Annotated in this window: 19 protein-coding genes; 9 read left to right on the top strand and 10 right to left on the bottom strand. The window is 63.0% G+C overall.

The features are described 5' to 3' along the window. Positions 1-4: 4 nt before the first annotated feature. The 4 genes from V6765_RS18160 to V6765_RS18145 form a co-directional block, all read right to left on the bottom strand. Positions 5-577, bottom strand: coding sequence for a biotin transporter BioY (locus V6765_RS18160; protein WP_448431349.1), 573 nt, complete (start codon positions 575-577; stop codon positions 5-7). Next, on the bottom strand, positions 574-1,194 hold the full coding sequence (locus V6765_RS18155; RefSeq protein ID WP_448431347.1) for an energy-coupling factor transporter transmembrane component T family protein: 621 nt from the start codon (positions 1,192-1,194) through the stop codon (positions 574-576). The genes V6765_RS18160 and V6765_RS18155 overlap by 4 nt, the downstream gene beginning before the upstream one ends. Further along, positions 1,194-1,871 carry an energy-coupling factor ABC transporter ATP-binding protein gene (locus tag V6765_RS18150; protein ID WP_448431345.1) on the bottom strand — a complete coding sequence of 226 codons (678 nt, stop codon included), beginning with the start codon at positions 1,869-1,871 and terminating at the stop codon, positions 1,194-1,196. The genes V6765_RS18155 and V6765_RS18150 overlap by 1 nt, the downstream gene beginning before the upstream one ends. A 165-nt stretch (positions 1,872-2,036) precedes the next feature. Next, a complete protein-coding gene (locus V6765_RS18145; RefSeq protein ID WP_448431343.1) occupies positions 2,037-2,360 on the bottom strand; it encodes a hypothetical protein in 324 nt (107 codons plus the stop codon). Between the two features lie 179 nt (positions 2,361-2,539). Here V6765_RS18145 and V6765_RS18140 point away from each other — a divergent pair, with 179 nt between their 5' ends. The 3 genes from V6765_RS18140 (at position 2,540) to V6765_RS18130 (ending at position 7,661) form a co-directional block, all read left to right on the top strand. Continuing rightward, positions 2,540-3,739 carry a winged helix-turn-helix domain-containing protein gene (locus V6765_RS18140; RefSeq protein WP_448431341.1) on the top strand — a complete coding sequence of 400 codons (1,200 nt, stop codon included), beginning with the start codon at positions 2,540-2,542 and terminating at the stop codon, positions 3,737-3,739. A gap of 224 nt (positions 3,740-3,963) precedes the next feature. Further along, the gene (locus V6765_RS18135; protein WP_448431339.1) at positions 3,964-4,344 is read left to right on the top strand and encodes a DUF4189 domain-containing protein; all 381 of its coding nucleotides are present in this window, start codon (positions 3,964-3,966) and stop codon (positions 4,342-4,344) included. A 92-nt stretch (positions 4,345-4,436) separates the two neighbouring features. Continuing rightward, complete coding sequence (locus tag V6765_RS18130) at positions 4,437-7,661, top strand: autotransporter outer membrane beta-barrel domain-containing protein (RefSeq protein WP_448431337.1); 3,225 nt, start codon at positions 4,437-4,439, stop codon at positions 7,659-7,661. A gap of 53 nt (positions 7,662-7,714) precedes the next feature. On the opposite strand, the gene V6765_RS18125 is transcribed toward V6765_RS18130, so the two are convergent. The 5 genes from V6765_RS18125 to dctP are packed head-to-tail and all read right to left on the bottom strand — an operon-like array spanning position 7,715 to position 12,301. Beyond that, positions 7,715-8,302, bottom strand: coding sequence for a glutathione S-transferase family protein (locus V6765_RS18125; protein ID WP_448431335.1), 588 nt, complete (start codon positions 8,300-8,302; stop codon positions 7,715-7,717). Between the two features lie 18 nt (positions 8,303-8,320). Beyond that, on the bottom strand, positions 8,321-9,328 hold the full coding sequence (locus tag V6765_RS18120) for an MBL fold metallo-hydrolase (RefSeq protein ID WP_448431333.1): 1,008 nt from the start codon (positions 9,326-9,328) through the stop codon (positions 8,321-8,323). 10 nt (positions 9,329-9,338) lie between these two features. Next, positions 9,339-10,652, bottom strand: a complete 1,314-nt coding sequence (locus tag V6765_RS18115) for a TRAP transporter large permease (protein WP_448431331.1) — start codon at positions 10,650-10,652, stop codon at positions 9,339-9,341. Continuing rightward, positions 10,649-11,170, bottom strand: coding sequence for a TRAP transporter small permease subunit (locus V6765_RS18110; RefSeq protein WP_448431329.1), 522 nt, complete (start codon positions 11,168-11,170; stop codon positions 10,649-10,651). Before V6765_RS18110 ends, V6765_RS18115 begins: the two co-directional genes overlap by 4 nt. 57 nt (positions 11,171-11,227) lie before the next feature. After that, complete coding sequence (dctP, locus tag V6765_RS18105; protein ID WP_448431327.1) at positions 11,228-12,301, bottom strand: TRAP transporter substrate-binding protein DctP; 1,074 nt, start codon at positions 12,299-12,301, stop codon at positions 11,228-11,230. 113 nt (positions 12,302-12,414) lie between these two features. On the opposite strand from dctP, the gene V6765_RS18100 reads away from it, so the two are divergent. The 4 genes from V6765_RS18100 to V6765_RS18085 are packed head-to-tail and all read left to right on the top strand — an operon-like array spanning position 12,415 to position 16,729. Next, entirely contained in the window at positions 12,415-13,083 is a 669-nt protein-coding gene (locus V6765_RS18100) for a TetR family transcriptional regulator (RefSeq protein WP_448431325.1), read from the top strand. A gap of 25 nt (positions 13,084-13,108) precedes the next feature. After that, a complete protein-coding gene (locus V6765_RS18095) occupies positions 13,109-14,077 on the top strand; it encodes a fumarylacetoacetate hydrolase family protein (protein WP_448431323.1) in 969 nt (322 codons plus the stop codon). Between the two features lies 1 nt (position 14,078). Beyond that, complete coding sequence (locus V6765_RS18090; protein WP_448431321.1) at positions 14,079-15,230, top strand: thiolase domain-containing protein; 1,152 nt, start codon at positions 14,079-14,081, stop codon at positions 15,228-15,230. Next, the gene (locus tag V6765_RS18085; RefSeq protein WP_448431319.1) at positions 15,227-16,729 is read left to right on the top strand and encodes an AMP-binding protein; all 1,503 of its coding nucleotides are present in this window, start codon (positions 15,227-15,229) and stop codon (positions 16,727-16,729) included. Before V6765_RS18090 ends, V6765_RS18085 begins: the two co-directional genes overlap by 4 nt. Positions 16,730-16,768: 39 nt before the next feature. On the opposite strand, the gene V6765_RS18080 is transcribed toward V6765_RS18085, so the two are convergent. After that, positions 16,769-17,242 (bottom strand): VOC family protein, encoded by a 474-nt coding sequence (locus V6765_RS18080; protein WP_448431317.1) that lies wholly within the window; start codon positions 17,240-17,242, stop codon positions 16,769-16,771. Between the two features lie 116 nt (positions 17,243-17,358). Here V6765_RS18080 and V6765_RS18075 point away from each other — a divergent pair, with 116 nt between their 5' ends. Continuing rightward, positions 17,359-18,195 (top strand): VHL beta domain-containing protein, encoded by an 837-nt coding sequence (locus V6765_RS18075; protein ID WP_448431315.1) that lies wholly within the window; start codon positions 17,359-17,361, stop codon positions 18,193-18,195. A gap of 233 nt (positions 18,196-18,428) precedes the next feature. Next, on the top strand, positions 18,429-18,920 hold the full coding sequence (locus V6765_RS18070) for a hypothetical protein (RefSeq protein ID WP_448431313.1): 492 nt from the start codon (positions 18,429-18,431) through the stop codon (positions 18,918-18,920). Positions 18,921-19,014 lie beyond the last annotated feature (94 nt).

The raw sequence follows: 19,014 nt of genomic DNA, 5'->3' as shown, positions 1-19,014 counted from the left end.
GCGATCAGGCCTCGCTCGAGAGGCTTTTCGGCAGCAGCGGATAGCCGAGCATGACCGCGCGCGCGGCGAGCGCCGCCAACACCGCCTTTATGATATCGCCCGGGATGAAACCCATCGAACCCGCGACTGCGGGGGAGATGCCCATGCCGATGCCATAGGCGAGCCAGGCGATGCCGAAGAAATAGACGACCACGATGCCGCCCGCGAAGGCCGCGATGAAGAAGCCGAAGGTCTGTCGCAGCGCATTCTCGGTCTCCGCCGCATATTCGGCAAGCGCGCCAGAGACATAGGCCGCCGGCAGCCAGCCGATCAGGAAGCCGGCCGTCGGCGCCGCGAAACTGCCAAGACCGCCGCGCCCGCCGGCAAGTACGGGAAGCCCGATCGCGACCAGCACGAACACCACCAGCACGGCGGCCGCGCCGCGCCTGCGGCCAAGGATCAGACCGGCAAGCATGACGCCGAGCGTCTGCGCGGTGATCGGCACGGGAATGAAGGCAAGCGGTATGGCCGGCAGCAGGCCGAGCGCCACGATGATGGCCGCAAACAGCGACACGAGAACCAGATCACGCGAGTTCATTTGCTATTCCTTCTGTCTTCACCGCGAATGCCGCGGGCATCGATGGCATCGGCGATACTGTCGGCGTTGCGCAGGGTCAAGATGATCAACGGCACGATTGCGCCCGTCGGACGAAACCTTATGCCCCGGGCGCGATGGGCATCGCGGATCGCGCCGTAGAAGGAGAGAATATCCGGCACGAAGCGGATGACAAGGCCGACCGCAAGCCCGATATCGGCGGCGCGGACAAGCCCGATCTTCTCCAGCGGCCGGGCGGCGCGCGTAATGGTGTCGATAAAGGCCGGAACGGGCGTGGTGGCGGTAATGGCGGCCGCCGCCAGCATCAGTGCGGAAAGTCGGAGTACGGAGACCAACGCCTGCTCCCAGGGATTGAAGATCAGGCTGAAGCCGCCGACGAGCAGGATCGCAAACGCCATCGGCACCAGCCGGACCAGCGCCGGGTGCAGGCGGATCGGCAGGGTGAAATAGACGAATGTGGCGGCGGAGGCGAAACCGGCGAGCCCCCACAGGTTTGTCGTGAGAAAGACGGCCAGCGAAAAGCCGACCAGCCCCCCAAGCTTCACGCCCGGCGACATGCGGTGGAGAATGCTGTCGGCTTCGACATAGAGCGATTGCATCAGCGGTTCATCGCCTCATATTGCGCGATCACATCATGCGGCTGGCCGTCACCGACAAGCCTTCCCTCGTGAAACAGCAGCACGCGCTCGAAATTCTCCAGTATGGCAAGGTCGTGGGAGATGATGATGACATCCTCGTCAAGCGCCGCGATCGTCTCGGCGACTCGGCGGCGGTTCTGGAGATCGAGCTGGTTGGTCGGCTCGTCGAGGATCACCAGCGAGGGCCGGGTGGCGAGCACGGCGGCAAGGGCCGCAAGCTGAAGCTCGCCGCCGGAAAGCTCATGGGCGCGGCGTCTGGCGAGGCGAGCGATGCCGAGCCGGGCAAGCGCTTCCTGCGCGCGCTCGGGCACCTCCGCCTTGGCAACGCCGCGCGCCTTCAGCCCCAGTTCGATATCGTCCTGAAGGATCGGCAGGATGATCTGGTTCTGCGGCGACTGGAACACGAACCCCGCATCCGCCATCACCGCCTGTGTATCGGTCACGGTATCGCGGCCGTTGACCGCGACAGCGCCGGTCGTGGGCTTGGTCAGGCCGTTGATCAGCCGCGCGAAGGTGGTCTTGCCGGAGCCGTTGAGGCCGATAATCCCGATACGATGCTCGTTCAGCGTCAATGTCAGCGGATGAAGCGCCATACGGCCCTCAAAACGCACGCCGGCTTCGGTGAATTCGATCTTCAAGACTACGCCCCTGGTAAAGACCGCATTCTTATAACTAGCGAATTCTTTTTCCGATAGGGCCTCAGAGGCTGGGCTGGACGGCAGAGCTTACATGATCTTTATTGGTGGCGCGTTGAGCATGCAGGGCGCCGGATTGTGCCGGCGCCACTGGGTCTGCGGGTATTCTCACGGCAACGTGAAGCGATCGGTTGGCGATGATGTAGTGCCTGGATTGCCCGCGGTATCGATCAAAGAAGCAAATGCGAACGCCTGATGGCCTGCAGTGCAACCGAATGTCGCCTGCCACGTGCCATCGCTATTGACCGGAACAGCGGGGTGGGTAAGATTATTACCGGTGCTCATGTCAAAAATTTGAATTACAACGGAATCGCCGTTCGGAAGACCGCTGAGATCTTCCGTCCCGTTGACTTGCGCTCCATGCTGTTTGAAAAAGGTGACCGGTTCAACACTTACAATTTTCGGCTGTGCCGGCACAAAATCACTTGGCATCGTTATTTCTCCTTAAAGTTTTGACGTCCTGAGTTGTACTATCTGCAACCTATGGTAGCAATATTGCTTGTCATTTTTTGATTCTCCGGGCGCGATTATGCCGATCTCAGTTGTTGGCCTTCAGTGGCTGTCTAGGAACATTTGTTCCTATTTTGTCCGAATCGCTCTACCGTTGCCTGATGGTAGAAACGATTTCCAACGCCGAAGCCCGGCGCATCTTCCTCGCCCGACAGGGCCTGTCCGCGCCGCCCGGCAGGGCGATGGACAAGGCCGGGCTTCTCGACCTTATCGAGGCGATCGGTTTCGTGCAGGTGGATTCGATCCGCACGGTCGAGCGCGCCCATGACCTGATCCTGTTTTCGCGTAACCAGACGTTCCGCCGCGAGCATCTCACGGCTTTGCTGGAGCGGGACAGGGCGCTGTTCGAGCACTGGACCCACGATGCCTCCATCATTCCGATGCGGTTCTACCCTTACTGGAAGCACCGCTTCCGCCGCGAAGAGGAGCGCCTGCAGGAACGCTGGCGCAAATGGCACGGGGAGGATTTTGCCGCCGCGTTCGAGCACACTTATGATCAGGTGCGGGCGAACGGCCCGATCTTCGCGCGCGAACTGAAGCAGGACGATCACGTGTCCGGCGGCTGGTGGAACTGGCATCCTGCGAAGACCGCTCTGGAATATCACTGGCGCACCGGCCATTTCGCGATCTGCCACAGGCATAACTTCCAGAAGGCCTATGATCTGGCCGAACGGGTGATCCCGGATCACTATCGTCTCGCCGAGATCGATCACGCGGAATTTGTCGACTGGGCCTGCAGCGCCGCGCTTTCCCGCCTCGGCTTTGCGACATCGGGCGAGCTTGCCGCGTTTTTCGCTGTCATTTCCCCGCAGGAAGCGAAGGCCTGGGTGGATGCCAATGCGGACCGGCTTGTCGAGGTGCAGGTCGAAACCGTCGACGGCGGCAGGCCGCGCGCGGCGGTGGCGCTTGCCGACGAACTGCCGACCATTTTCGATGTGCCGGAACCGCCCTCGCGTGTGCGCGTCTTGAGCCCGTTCGATCCGTTGCTGCGCGACCGGGCGCGGGCGGAGCGGTTGTTCGGCTTTTCCTATCGCATCGAGGTCTTCGTGCCGGAGCCGAAGCGGCAATATGGCTATTACGTGTTTCCGCTGATCGAGGGCGACCGCATGATCGGACGGATCGACATGAAGGCTGACCGCAAGCGGAGCTCGCTCGATGTCCGTAGGCTGTGGCTGGAGCCGGGCGTGCGGGCCTCGGCGGGCCGCTTCGAAAAACTCGACGCCGAGCTTTCGCGCCTCGCCCGCTTCACCGGCGTCGATAAGGTCGAATACCTGCCGGGCTGGCGGGGCGACGCCGGCTGATGACGGCAAAAGAAGGTGGCGACCGGCTGGGTTGCCGTCGCCGTGTGCCAGCAGTTTATAAGTACAATTAAAAGTGGTCTTTTTGCTTTCTTTTTTTCGGTTACTTCGGTTTTCAGAATCGGCAGGAAATGGTGCGGTTTATATTTGATGTAGATAAATATTTATTTTAGCATAGGTCTTCATCGTTCCGGATAATCGGGCGATTTTCGGGTGGAGGGATCTTTATGAAGAAGCTTCTGGAAATAATGTTAGCAGCGGCGATCTTCGCGCTGCCGGCCGCGGCGTTCGCGGAATCCAATGTCGCCGTCGCCTATAGCAGTTCCACCCAGGATGTCGGCTTCGCGGAGGCGGACTCCGAGTCCGCGGCCAGCGACAAGGCGATGTCGGAATGCGGCAAGGGCGGCGCCGGCGATTGCACGATCGCCTTTTCTGGCGCGGATATGTGCGTGTCGCTTGCGCGCGCGACGAGCAAGGAAGCGATGGGCATCGGCGCTGGCTCCAGCCGGCAGGCCTCGCAGGATGAAGCCATGGCCAAATGCGCCGAGGGGGGCGCTGAGGGCTGCAACATTCACGACACCTATTGCGCGCCTTTGAACCTCGAATAGGTCTGACTGGCAAATTTTGGCTTTTCCTGAGGGCGGGTGTGATGATGCCGGGCGGACGTTTCTGTTTCGGGCTCAGCGGTCGAATTTCGCGCATGGGTCTCGTGCTTGGCGGGCTTTCCGCCATACCTTCCGCCGCGTTTGCGGAGTATTGGCCGGACTACGTGGCGGGGAAGTCGAGCTATACGATCGAGGCGGCTTCCGGCAGCTCGGATTCGGTGCTGAAATTCGCGCTCGGGCTCACCACCAAGCCGGGCACGTCTGACGCGCACGCCAGCCAGCCGATCGAGTTTCTGATGGATACCGGTTCCACCGGCATCGCAGTCGATTACAAGCTTCTCGCTGACAACGAGAACCTGGTGGTCACCGACCAGCGCGGTTGGGTCTACTACAATTCGACAGGGCTTCTGGCGGTGGGCTATATCGTCGAGGCCGAGGTCGAATTTCTGGATGCCGTGGGCGCTAAGGTCACCGCCACCGTTCCCATCCTGGCGGTGGATGACAAGCAGTGCCTGGGCAGCGGCGCGAATTCGGCCGCTTGCGAAACGGCCAGGAATACGCCGATCACTATGATGGGCGTCGGCTTCGGCCGCAACACGCTCGGCGAAGACAGCGCCGCGATGCCGGTGTCGTCGCTGGTCAACGACCAGTCGCAATACACCTATCTGGCTGGCCTGCTCAACAATGCGGCCCAGACCTCGCAGGATCTCAACCCGCTGCTGCATATCGACAATGCCGGGGTGGCGTTTCAGCCTGGCTACATCATCAACTGGAACACCGCTGCTTCGGGCGGCGTGGGCGGACCCGGCGCGCAGGTGACGGTGACGGTGGGTTTGACGCCGCAAAACACCAGCGGCTTCGCCTATGGACAGCTCGCATCGGTCAACGATGCTGCGGGCCAGCCGGCCTGGACCATGGCCGCCATGGGGGTCCAACTCACCAATGGCGGCGCGGTCGCCGGGCCGCAGACCGGGATCTTCCTTGCCGATACCGGCGTTACGGATTCCTTCGTCAATGCCGCCACCAATGATCCAACCGCATTCTACACCAAGACGGTCACCGGCGATGTCGTCAAGGATCAGACCTCGGTCTATGTCCAGCTTCTCGATGCCGGCGACAATATCACGCTGGCCTATCTCTATGATTCCGCCTGCGCGGGGTCGCCGCCGCCGTCCGGCTGCAATCAGGCGACGCCCAACCCGCTCAAATGGGTCAGCCCCCATGATGGTAATGCCTTTCTCAACACCGGCCTGAATTTCTATCGTCAGTTCGCCTACATGTTCGACCCCACCAACGGGTATCTGGGGCTGAAGCCGAACAATCTCGATGCCAATTCGGGCATTGTGTTCACCCCGGTCATCTCCGCGATCGGGCAGATCAATTTCAGCGCCGACATCACGACCGACATCCCGGTCTATCTGCGCGCAACCAACGCCAACAATCCGACGGCCAACGCGACCCCATCGATCGCGGCGGCATCCGGCGTGACCGCGACCTTCAACAACGCCTTTTCGGGGCCGGGCGATCTGGTTCTGAACGGCGCCGGCAGCGTGGTGCTGAACGGCGCCAACACCTATAGCGGTGAGACCACGGTCCAATCCGGCACGTTTACGATCACACGGTCTTCGATGAGCCCGGTGACGGTGCTGGCGTCCGGCGCGTTTGCGCTTTCGGGTGCGCTTGCGGGCAATGTCGTCAACAGCGGCACAACGACCGTAACCGCGACAGGCGCAATCACCGGCGATGTCTCGACCACCGGCAGTTTCGTCCATAATGGCACGGTGAGCGGAACGGTGACGGCGAGCGGTCGGCTGTCGGGCACCGGCAGCATCGGCCGCCTCTCCATCGGCGAAAACGGCACGCTCGCCACGGGCAACTCGATCGGCACGATGACGGTTCTCGGCGACTATGATTTCGGGCCGGGCGCGACCCGCGAGGTCGAGATCGGCGCCGATGGCGCGATCGACCTGCTCCTGGTCGGCGGAACGGCCTATCTCAACGGCGGCACGGTGGAGGCGATCGGAGAGGAGGGGTTCACGCCCCAGCTCGGCGCCGGCTATGTCTTCCTTCATGCTGACGGCGGGATTGTCGGCATGCATGACACGCTGGAGGGCGGGCTGTTTGCCGACAGCGATTACCCGTTCCTGACCACCGGCCTTGCCTATGGTCCGAATGACGCGGCGCTTATCGTGGAAGGCAGCGGCATCACCTATGCCGAGGCGGGGCTGACGCCAAACGAGGTGGCGGTCGGCGCGGCGCTGGACAGCTTCGTGCCGGCAAGCGCGCTCGATCTGCCTCTCACCCAACTGACCGCCAGCCAGTATCAGGCGGCTGCCGGGCAACTCTCCGGCGAAATTTACGCCTCGGCAATGACCACGCTGCAAAACGACGCCAACATGGTGCGTTCCACGCTGCAGACCCGTCTTGTCGCATCGGGCGAAGGCGTGGCCCGCTCCGCGGCAGGCGCGGTGAATGCCGCGCCGGTGCCAGGCCTCGACGCCAGCGCCTGGATTTCGGGCTACGGCAACTGGACCACCACGGACGCCACGGCCAATACGGCCGAACTCAAGAGCAGCGTCGGCGGCATGCTGGCGGGGCTGGATATCCCGGCCAATGACTGGGGACGGGTGGGGCTTGCCGCGGGCTACGGTTCCGACAGCTTCAAGGCGACGAGCCAGTCCGCCTCGGGCACCGCCGACAGCATCACGATTGCGGCCTATGGCGGCGGCGAATTCGGCGCCTTCAGCGCCAGTCTGGGCGCAAGCTGGTCCTGGCACGATGTCAGCATCGATCGGGCGATCAGCTTTCCCGGCTATTACGCCAGCGAAAGCGCGGATTATAGCGCGACCACCGGCCAGGTCTTCGGCGAGGCGGCGGTTGATCTGGCGACCGCCCCGTTTTCTATCGAGGCTTTCGGCGGCCTTGCCTATGTCGCGACGTCGACCGGTTCGTTCTCGGAAGGCGGTAGCCTGACGGCGCTTGAGGGCGGGGACGAGAGCCAGGCCAACACGCTCTCGATGGTCGGCTTCCGCTTTGCCCAGACCTTCCCGATGGGCGAGGGGGCGCTCAGCGCCAATGCGATGATTGGCTGGCAGCATGCCTTCGGGGATATCGATCCGAGCGCTTCGCTCGCTTTTGCCCAGAGCGGCGCGGGTTTCACCGTGCTCGGCGCGCCGATTGCCGAGGATGCCGCCGTTCTGGCGTTCGGCCTCGATTTCGCGTTTACCGAACGCGCATCGCTGACGCTTGGATATAACGGTCGGATCGGCAGCGGCGTCTCGGAAAACGCCGCTTTCGCCGCCCTGTCGGTGTCATTCTGAGACGGTCGTCCGACAAGCTCTAGCGATAAGAGGAATGCCTTCCTTTGCCTTGATCAGGCCGGAGAGAGGCTGGAAAGTCGGGCGTAATAAGCCTCGAGCCGTTCGCCAAGCGGCACCTGGTAGCGGGGCTGCCAGCTCAGCACGTAATAGGCGGCGGCGTCCGGGAGGGTGAAGCGTTCGCCCATCAGGAAATTCTGGTCGCCCAGTTCCCTGTCAAGCTGCGAAAGCCCCCTCTCAACGGCCTGCCGGCCCATCGCCTTTACCTCTACCTGCGCCTCGGCGGAGCTGGCGAAAGCCGTTGGCCGCTGCACCAGCGCCGTGCCGCGCATGTGGATCGACGAGACGATGAAATCGAGCAGTTCGAGCGCCCTTGCCTCGCCATCGGCATCTGCCGGCAGCAGTTCGGCCTCGGGATATTTGCGGGCGAGCCAGAAGGCGATCGCGGGAAACTCCGTCAGCAGCCTGCCGTCGTCGCGCAGGAGCGCCGGAACCTTGCCCTTCGGGTTGATCGCGAGATAGTCGGGCTGGCGCTGATCGCCCCTTTTCACGTCGAGCTCGTGAATTTCGTAAGGCTCGCCGATGATATCGAGCAGCAGCTTGATACCGACGGAACAGGCGCCTGGCGCGTGGAACAGCTTCATGAATGTCTCCCGAAAAGCTCAGTGATCGTGATGATCATGGCTGCAATATTCGTGATGTACCGGCGGTTTGCCAAGGCTTTCGCGCATATCCTTCATCTGCTCGAAGAAGGGAATGGGCACGCGGGTGGGCCGGACCGGCGCATTGTCGAAATCGTCATAGAGCGTTCGCAGCGTCACGACAACGCGCTCTGCGTCGTTCCAGTCGCGATATTCGCCGAGATCGATCTTGTAGGCCGCATCGAGATAGTCCACGCCCTGTTCGTAGAACGGCCGGGCCTTCTCGGTGATGTCGAGCAGGTAGTCGCGCATCTTGCGCACGTCTTCCTTGGTGGACAGCGGGCCGTGGCCGGCGACGATGATCTCGACATCCATGTCCAGCACCATGTTGCAGACATTGATCCAGCGGGCGATAGGCCCGTACCAGGCGATCGGCGTGCCGGCGGAAAACAGGATGTCGCCGGTGTAGAGCACCTTGTCCTCCGGCACGTAGATCAGCGCGTCGCCGAGCGAATGGGAGGGGCCGACCTCGATCAGTTCCACCGTCTTGTTGCCGACCTTGATGGTCATGCGGTCCTTGAAGGTCTCGGTCGGCGGTGTCAGCTCGATGCCGGAGAAATCGAACGGGCGGAAGCATTCCGCCATGAATTCACCGGCGCGGCCGAATTGCGCCGGATCGTTTTGCACCGCGAGCAGAACCTTGGGGTCGAAGCGGTTGAAATCGGCGACCGTGCCCTCGGTGCCGATGATGCGCGCGCCCTTGACCAACTGGTTGCCGAAGGTGTGGTCGCCGTCGGCATGGGTATTGACCAGGACGCCTATCTTTTCCGACGCCGGCACGGCGTTGCGCATCTCGGCCAGCATGTCGCCGGTGCATTTCAGGTCGAACAGCGTGTCGACGAGCAGGGTGGCCTCGCCATCGGCGATAAGGCCTGCATTGGACCAGCCCCATGAACCGTCCGGCACCAGATAGCCCCAGCAGCCATTGCCGAGATCGTGCAGTCCCTTGGTGTATTTCCATTTGGTCATAGGTCTTCTCCTATAGTAATGCAGTGGCGATGGCGGGGAAGGCGAATACGAGCGCGAGCACGAACAGCATCATCAGCGCGAACGGGGCCGCGCCGCGGAAGATCTGCCCGAGCGTGATGTCGCTTTCCGGACCGAGCGTTGATTTGATGACGTAGACGGCGATGCCGAAGGGCGGCGTCAGGAGCCCGATCTCGACGGCGAGGATCGCGATCACGCCGAGCCAGATCAGGTCAACGCCGAGGCCGTTCAGGATCGGAACCGCAATCGGCAGCACCAGAAGCATGATCGAGGAACTGTCGAGAATGGTGCCGAGCAGCACCATCACGACGACCGTGGCCACCACCACGCCCTCGGTCGAAAAGCCGGCTTCCAGCACCGTGCGGCCCAGCCAACCGGGCATGCCGGTGAAGGCGAGCATGCGCGAATAAAGGCTCGCGCCGATGATCAGGAAACAGATCGAGGCGGTGGTGTGGCCGGTCTGGACCAGCACCTGCCAGAAATCGCGCCAGGACAGGCGGCGCTTGACGAGAGCGATCACCAGTGCGCCCGCAGCGCCTGCGCCACCGGCTTCCGTCGGCGTGAACAGGCCGCCATAGATGCCGCCGAGGACCAGCGCCACAAGGGCCGCGATCGGCAAAAGCTTTGCGGCGATCTCGCCCCAGCCCATATGCGGGGCGTCGAATTCCTGCGCCGTCTGACCGCCGACGAAGCCGGGCCTCAGATGCGCCATGGCGACGATGCCGATGCTGTAGGTCACCGCCAGGAGCAGGCCGGGCAGCACGCCGGCGATGAACAGGGAGCCGACGGACTGCTCCGTCAGAATACCGTAGAGAATGAACAGCAGCGATGGCGGGATCAGCATTCCGAGCACCGAGGAGCCGGCCACCACGCCGACCGAAAATTCCGGCGTGTAGCCCCTGGCGCGCATCTCCGGCACCGCGACCTTGGTGAAGACGGCGGCGGATGCGATCGATATGCCGGTAATCGCCGCGAACACGGCGTTTGCCGCGACGGTCGCGACCCCGAGCCCGCCGCGAATGCGCCGGAACGCCTGCTGCGCGACATCGAACGTGTCGCGCCCCATGCCGGAGATCGAGACCACCAGCCCCATCAGCACGAACAGCGGCACCACGCCGAACAACTGGTCGGTGATCGAATCCTTGAAGGCGACGACCAGCATGTTGGCGGCGAGATCGAAATTGTCCTTCAGCACCCAGACGCCGACGAAGCTGACGAGGATCAGGGCGATCGCGACATGCAGCCCGGCATAGATCAGAACCAGCATGAGTGCGACCGAGCCGAGCGCGATTTCCACGCCGCTCATACGTCTTCTCCCTTGAGCGCCGCGAGCGAGTTCGCCAGGAATTGCAGGATGGTCGCCGCCATGCCGATGCTCATCAGCCCGTAAAGCGGCCATGTCGGGATCTGGAAGAAACCGGGATTGCCCATGAAATGCCGCTCCGGTCTGTCCCAGGCGCTGAGGAATGACGGCAGGAAGTGCCAGAGCGCGATCGCCAGAATGGCAGCGCCTGCGAGATTGTAGAGCGCCAGCAGAAACCCTTTCAGCCGCGGGCTGTGGCGCTCGGCGACGATCAGCAGCAGATCGGACCGGGTCAGCGAGCCGCTACGCAGCGTGTGGGCGAGCTGCAGGAACACGATGCCGACGATGGAAAAGGCCACCATTTCGGCAACGCCGGCGATCGGCGCGTTGAAGACGCCGCGCATGATGATGTCGGCGCAGATCAGCAGCATAAGGCCGAGGATCCATGCCGAGCCAAGGGCATTGAGCCCGGCGACAACGGGGCCAAGCAGCAGGCCCGACCGGCCGCGTGCATTTGCCATGATACTCTCCAGATTGGTCTTCGGACGGCCCGGCAATGAAGGCCGGGCCGCGCGGGATTATTCGGCGAGGTAGTCGCGCGGGAAGGTGAAGCCGTCTTCGGCAAGCGTATCGCGGTAGATTTCGAGCATCTCGTCCACCGGCTCGCCGCGGGCGAGTGCCGCATCGCGCCATGCGGTCAGCGGGTTGTCCATCCCGTCGATCCAGGCCTGGCGTTCGGCCGGCTCCATCTCGATCTCCTCGCCGCCGCCCTCGATCATGGTCTTTTCGTTCGCCGCGTATTTCGCCGCCTGCTCCTCGAAGAAGGCTTTCGAATAGGCTTCAGCACCCTTGCGGAAGGCGTCCTTGGTGTCGTCGGAGAACTCGTCCCAGAGCCGTTCGGCAACGCCGAGGCCGCCGATATACATCGCGCCGAAATCGGTGCGGTTCCAGTAGGGCGCGACCTCGTAGATGCGGGCCGGCACATTGGCGGTCATCCAGCCGATATTGCCGTCGTAAACGCCGGTCGAGATGTCGTTGTAAAAGGTGACGTAGCTGCCCTGCACGCCGACCGCGCCGGTGGAATTCAGCCAGGCGAGGTTCGGCCCGGCGCCGCCGATGCGCATGCCGTCCATGTCCGCGCGGGTCTTGATCGGGCGCTTGGCGGCGATGTTGTAGCCGTCGATCGCCACGCCGCCGCCAATATAGACAACGCCGGTTTCATCCGTGAGCTGATCGATCAGGCCCTCGGTGCCGTAAAGCGCGTCCTCGACCGCCGATGTGACCATCTCCGGATCGATCGGGCCGAAGGGCATGGCGTAGGTGATATTGAGGATGCCCATGCCCGCGGGATCAAACACGCCGGAGGCCATCGCGACATCGGCGATGCCGGTTTCGAGCGCTTCCGCCTCGGAGCCGAGCTTCATCAGCGTGCCGCCATAGGCCTCGGTCCATTCAATTTGCACATCACCCTTTTCGGCAAGCGCGGCATTGACCGTGGGAATGAAGGTCTCGTGCATGTGCTTGACCCAGAGAAACACCTCCGGATGGCCGGATGCGATAGTGAGACGCAGCGTCTCCTGCGCCATCGCCGGCGAGAGCGCGGCAAGCGCGACGCCGCTTGTAAGCGCAAGTGTGGTGATAATTCGGTTCATGAAATCCTCCCTGATTGCCACCGTTGCCGGTGCCTCCAAAAAAAAGGATAATGGCACTTGAACAACTGTTCAAGCTTTTTTATTGTTTGTTCAATTCAAGTCGGGAAAGCATAGTGGAAGAGCCAAAAACGCAAGAAAAACAAGGCGCGACGTCGAAGGAGAAGATTCTTTCGGCCGGCGAGGCCGTGTTCGGCAAATACGGATATGACGCGACCACGGTGCGCAAGATCGCCGCCCGAGCGGACGTGCCGGTGGCGCTGATCAACTATCATTTCGGCTCCAAGGAAGGGCTTTACCGCGCCATCTTCGAGACCCGCTCGCCGGCGATCCGCGGTCAGCGCGTGGTCGGGCTTCAGCTCGCCCGCTCGGAGCCGGACTGGGACAGGCGTGTGGAGCTTGTGGTCAAGGCGCTGATCGTGCCGATGTTCGGCCTGCGCGACGACGCCAATGACGGCGCCTTCGGACGCATTCTGGCGCGCGAACTGTCCGATCCGAGTTCGGAGGGGCGCGGTATCTTCCGCGAAACCTTCGATCCGGTGGCGGAAATGATGCTCGACGCGCTCGCGGAATGCTTTCCGGACTGGACCCGGGCGGAGGTGAACTGGGCCTACCAGACCATGCTCGGCGCGATGATGATCGTGATGATGGACAATGGCCGCATTGCGCGGCTTTCGGGAGGGGCGGCTGATTCAGCAGATACCACGTCAGCGGCCACCCATATCGTGGCGATGCTGACTGCCGGCCTGAAGCACCGCGACCGGAGCCAGACCGCAAACAGTTAGAAGTTGTTTCTTGGGAGGAAATTCAATGAAACTGGTAACTTATGATCGCGGTGACGGCGTTGGCCGTCCCGGCGTGCTTCTCGGCGATGGCGAACGCATCCTCGATCTTGCCGCTGCCACCGATGGAGCCATTGCCTCGGTCCAGGGGCTGATCGAGGGCGGTGACGCGGCGCTTGAGCGCGCCCGAGACGCCGAAGCATCGGCATCGAACGGCCATATCGTTAACCGGAGCGCCGTTCGGCTGATGGCGCCGATCGAGCCGCCGATCCAGATGCGCGACTGCCTGTGCTTCGAAACCCATCTGAAACAGGCCTTCCAGCAGGCCCGCAAGCTGCGCGCCAGGCAGTTCGACAATCCGGAAGAGGCGGAGGCGGAAATGGCCCGCAAGGGCATCCTCTCGGTCCCGGAAACCTTTTACGAACAGCCGATCTATTACAAGGCCAACCGTTTCTCCGTCGTCGGCCACGAAACCGATGTGATCTGGCCGCGCTATTCCAAATTCATGGATTTCGAGCTGGAGTTCGGGATTTATATCGGCAAGACCGCCAAGGACGTGAAGGCGGCCGATGCCCGTCCCTATATCTTCGGCTACACGATCTTCAACGATTTCACCGCCCGCGATGCCCAGACCGCCGAAATGGGCGGCCAGCTTGGCCCCGCCAAGGGCAAGGATTTCGACACCGCCAACCCGATGGGCCCGTGCCTGGTGACGGCCGACGAATTCGGCAATCCCAATGACAAGACCATGATCTGCCGCGTCAATGGCGAGGAATGGGGCCGCGGAAATACCGGCACGATGTTCTGGAGCTTCGAGCAGGTGATCGAGCACGTCTCGGCCTCCGAAACACTGCGCCCCGGCGAGTTCCTCGGCTCGGGCACCGTCGGAAACGGCTGCGGGCTGGAGCATATGCGCTTCCTGTCGCCGGGCGATGTCGTCGAGCTGGAGGTCGAGGGAATCGGCATCCTGCGCAACCGGCTGGTCAAGGTCGACTGACATGGCGCGCATCATCGGTTGGGGCCATACGCCCTTCGGAAGGCTTGCCGAAACGTTGCCGGAACTGGTGGTCGCCGCCGGGCGGGAGGCGCTGGATCATTCCGGCGTTCCCGCCGCCGAGATCGGCGGCATCTGGCTAGGGCACTTCAATTCCGGCATGGTCGGCGACGCTTTCGCCTCTTCGCTGGCGCTCGATATCGATCCTGACCTGCGTTTCACGCCCGCGACCCGGCTTGAAAACGCCTGCGCCTCCGGGTCGGCGGCGCTCTGGGGCGCGCTCGATGCCGTCGAGGCGGGCAGGGTGGATGCGGCGCTGGTGATCGGCGTGGAGAAGATGACCCATCTGACCACGCCTGAGGTGACGGCCGGGCTTGCCGGCGCGTCCGACCAGAGGGAGGGGGCCGGCGTTTCTTTCCCCGAAATCTTCGCCCGTTTCGCGCGGGCCTATGCCGCCGCCTATGGCGACAGGACCGATGCGCTTGCCCGCATCGCGGTCAAGAACCACGCCAATGCCATGGCGAACCCGTTGGCGCAGATGCACAAGCCGCTCGATTTCGACTTCTGCCGGGAGGTTTCCAACCGCAATCCGATGATCGCCGATCCGCTGAAGGTCACCGATTGCTCGCTGATTTCCGATGGCGCGGCCGCACTCGTGATCACCCGCGACGAGGCGGCGCGGGGTGCCGCAAGGGCGGTCGCCATCCGGTCGCGCTCCCAGGTCAGCGATTTCCTGCCGATGTCGCGCCGCTCGGCGACGGAACTGACGGGTGCTGCCCGCGCGATCCGTCAGGCGCTGGAGATGGCCGGACTCGGCATTGGCGATATTGATGTCGCGGAAGTGCATGACTGCTTCACCATCGCCGAACTGATGGTCTATGAGGCGATGGGGCTGGCCGCACCCGGCGAGGGCCATCGGGCGATCGAGGAAGGCTGGGTCGCGCGGGACGGCATCCTCCCCGTCAATCTCTCCGGCGGGCTGAAGGCCAAGGGCCATCCTGTCGGGGCCACCGGGGTTTCGATGCATGTCATGGCCGCAAGGCAGGTTCTGGGCGAGGCGGGCGAGATGCAGCGTGCCGGCGCCGAGCGCGCGCTGGTCTTCAACATGGGCGGTTCCGGCGTCGCCAATTACGCCTCGGTGCTGGAGGCGGCATGAATATCGCGCACTGGCTTGATCGCGCGGCGAAGCGCTGGCCGGAAGCGCCCGCCTTGCTCGTGGGCAACGAAATTGTGGCGGATTATGCCGCGTTTGACGCGCGCGCTGGCGGTTTCGCGCGCTTTCTTGCCGAGGAGGCGGGCGTTGCGCCGGGTGATCGGGTGGTGCTGTTCATGAAGAACTGTCCCGACTATCTGGTCGCCCTCTTTGGCATCTGGAAGGCGGGGGCGGCCGCAGTGCCGGTCAACGCCAAGCTCCACCCGAAGGAGGCGAACTGGATCATCGAAAATTCCGGCGCGCGGCTGGCGCTGGTCTCCGAAAGCCTGGCGGAGGGCATCGAAGCCCCGTCAATGCTGACTGCGCCGGGCGAGATATTTGCCCGCGCGTCGCAGATGCTGGTTCTGCCGACCCAAGAACGTGGGCCCGGCGAACTGGCATGGCTGTTCTATACGTCCGGCACCACCGGCCGGCCGAAGGGCGTGATCATAACCCACGCCATGCTCGCCGACATGTCGCTCAGCTATCTCGCCGATGTCGATGATGTGACCCGCAGGGACGCAGCGCTCTATGCAGCGCCGATGAGCCATGGCGCGGGGCTCTACGCCTTGGTTCATGTGCTGCGCGGCGCGGGCCATATCTGCCCGCCCTCCGGCGGCTATGATGAAGATGAGTTTCTGGCAATCGCCGCCGCCCATGGCTCCGTCAGCGCGTTTCTGGCGCCGACCATGGTGCACCGGCTCACGCAAGCCGCCAAAGACTCTGGCAGCAGGGGCAAAGGGCTGCGTACTGTCGTTTATGGCGGCGGGCCGATGTACCGCGCCGATATCGAAGCGGCGCTCGATCACTTCGGCCCCAAATTCGTTCAGATTTATGGCCAGGGCGAATGCCCGATGGGTATCACGGCGCTTTCGCGCGCCGAGATCGCCGTCCGGGACCATCCCGACTGGCCGATGCGGATCGCGTCGGTCGGACGGGCGCAATCAGCGGTTACGGTGAATATCCTGCGCGACGACGGCACACCCGCCGCGCCGGGCGAGATCGGCGAGATCGTGGTGCAGGGCGCGCTCGTCATGCCCGGCTACTGGAACGCGCCGGAGGCAAGCGCGGAAGCCCTTGTCGGTGGCTGGCTCAGAACCGGGGATCGCGGCGCGATGTCGGCCGATGGCTACATCACCATGCACGATCGCTCGAAGGACGTGATCATCTCCGGCGGCACCAACATCTATCCGCGCGAGGTGGAGGAGGCGTTGCTGACCCACCCCGCGGTGGACGAGGTCGCGGTGATCGGCCGTCCCTCGGCGGAATGGGGCGAGGACGTCGTGGCCTTCGTGGTGACCGCGCCCGGCGCGGCATTGAGCGCGGCGGAGCTTGACGCGCATTGCCTCGCCTCGATCGCCCGCTTCAAGCGCCCCAAGGCCTATCGCTTCGTGGACGCGCTGCCGAAGAATGCCTATGGCAAGGTTCTGAAAACCGAGCTGCGGCTGCGCGAACAGGGCTGACATTCAGGGTGCTTTGGTCTCCGCCCGGCGCAAACCCGATCAGCCTTTCCTGGCCGCATCAATCGCCGCGACGTCGATCTTGCGCATCTGCATCATGGCCTCAAAAGCCCGTTTGGCCTCATCGCCGCCTGCAGCCAGCGCCTCCATCAGCGTGCGAGGCGTGATCTGCCAGGACAGGCCCCATTTGTCCTTGCACCAGCCGCAGGCGCTTTCTTCGCCGCCATTGCCCACGATCGCGTTCCAATAGCGATCGGTCTCCGCCTGATCCTCCGTCGATATCTGAAACGAGAAGGCCTCGGTGTGGCTGAAGGCCGGTCCACCATTGAGGCCGAGGCAGGGAATGCCGCAGACGGTGAATTCGACCGTGAGCACGTCGCCCTTCTTGCCCGAAGGAAAATCGCCCGGCGCGCGATTGACCCGCGTCACCGCGCTGTCGGGAAACACCTCCGCATAAAAGCGCGCGGCTGCCTCGGCGTCCTTGTCGTACCAGATGCAGATCGTGTTCTTGTGCAATGTTCTTCCTCCCGTGATTGAAATAGGTTGATATCATCCTATTGTGAGATTGCCGAAATGCAAGCCCCATGGCAATACTGTTGAGATGGAAATGCGGTGGAGCAGGGGACAGCGACATGAGAGCCGTTATTTTTCGCATTCTTTTCATTCTGACGATTGTTTTCCAGGCCGGCGCGGCATGGTCGAACTGGCTGGATTACCGCGAGGAACACGCGATCGTGCCTTATGACGAGGTGAAGGGCTGGCGGGTTTATGCCATCGATCATTCCATGTCGGGCTTTCTGGGCTGCGGCGCGGTGAAGGCGGAGCCAGCCGGGCCGCTGGTCGTCGAAAACTATCAGGACAAATGGCAACTCGTCGTGCCGACCGGGCGCAGCGATGCGGACCGTTATGATGGCGCGCTGATCTCCTTCGATGATCGCGCTATCGACTCGCAGTTCGGCTTCGAGGGTGGACACGCGGTGTCGCACCTGACCCGCGACGAGATCGGCTTTCTGATGCAGGCGTCGTCGCTGAAGGTCGCGGTCAACGATGAGAAGCCGCTCCGCTTCAACCTTTCCGGCTCGACCGCGGCGGTTCTGAAGATCCGGGAATGCCTCGAACGTCGGGGCGCGCCGCCCTCAGCCGGCGCGATGCCGCTCGCTGCCGCCGATGCCACGACCTACGTGCCTTCGGTCGAAGCCTGTCTCGGCGGCATCCGTACGGACGCGACCGGCGCGACGCGCAAGATCCGGTTCACCGCCGACCGCTCGCTCGATTTCCCCTTCGATCTCTACTGGATCGATTTCGACGGCAAGCGGCAACCCTACGCCCGCCTCGCCCCCGGCCAGTCGATCGAGATGGAATCCTATGTCGGCCACCAATGGGTCGCGGAATTGGACAAGGATGCTTGCGCCTATGCCGAGATCACGCCCGGCCTGAAAACCGTGATCTTCAGATACGAAGATTTCTGAGGCATTTCCGCGGAACCCGGTCTCTTTCACCTGACGCTTTTGGCCGCGCATTTCCGACGCATGAAAATAGTCTGGACACGACTAGACCACTGGTCTAATCGTGTCCAGACTAAAGACGGCTCTCGTGAATTCCCAGGAATCATGGAGTTCAGACCCGCACGTTGCCGGATGCGCAACGCCTGCCGTGACGGCGCCGTCGCCCGCTGTAGCGCCATCGTAAAAGGACAAATCGAATGTCATCCTCCCGCTTCGTCATCACCGCGCTTTTGGTTGCCTCCGCCTTGAATCTGGCGCTTATGGTGCCCGGAGGCTTTGTTGAAACGCGCGATTTCAGCGCCTATCCCGCCATCGTGCTTGGCGCGTTCAATATTTTCCTGACAGTGCTTGGCCTGGGAAGCTTCGTGCTTGCCTATATCGTCTCCAAAACCGGCAGAGGCTTTGGCTGGGCCGGACTCGCCGGTCTCGCCTTCACTGCCGTCTATGTGCTCGATCTGGGCCGGATTTTCCCCGTGACGCCCAATCCCATGTCAACGCTTCTGTCGACACTGGAGTGGATCGGCACGGGGCTGGGGGCTGCGCTGACGATCTCATCGATCGCGCTTCGCGGGGCAGGAAACGCCACAAGCTCTCCCAGGACAGGGCTTCCCATGCCAGTCATTCTGGGCCTTATACTCGTTGCGCTGATTATCGTGGCATTCGCAACCAAGTCTGCCATGGGCGTTTAGAATACCGCGCAATCGATCGGCATCGCCCCGTCGCTCTGGACAGGCGATGCCCGGCGCGTCGGGGGCGGAATTCCGGACCTAAATTAAGGCGGGG

It is taken from the genome of Martelella sp. FOR1707, from assembly GCF_053484265.1.
The sequence above is the reverse complement of the archived record's forward strand: the minus strand, read 5'-3'. Positions and strand labels throughout refer to the sequence as shown.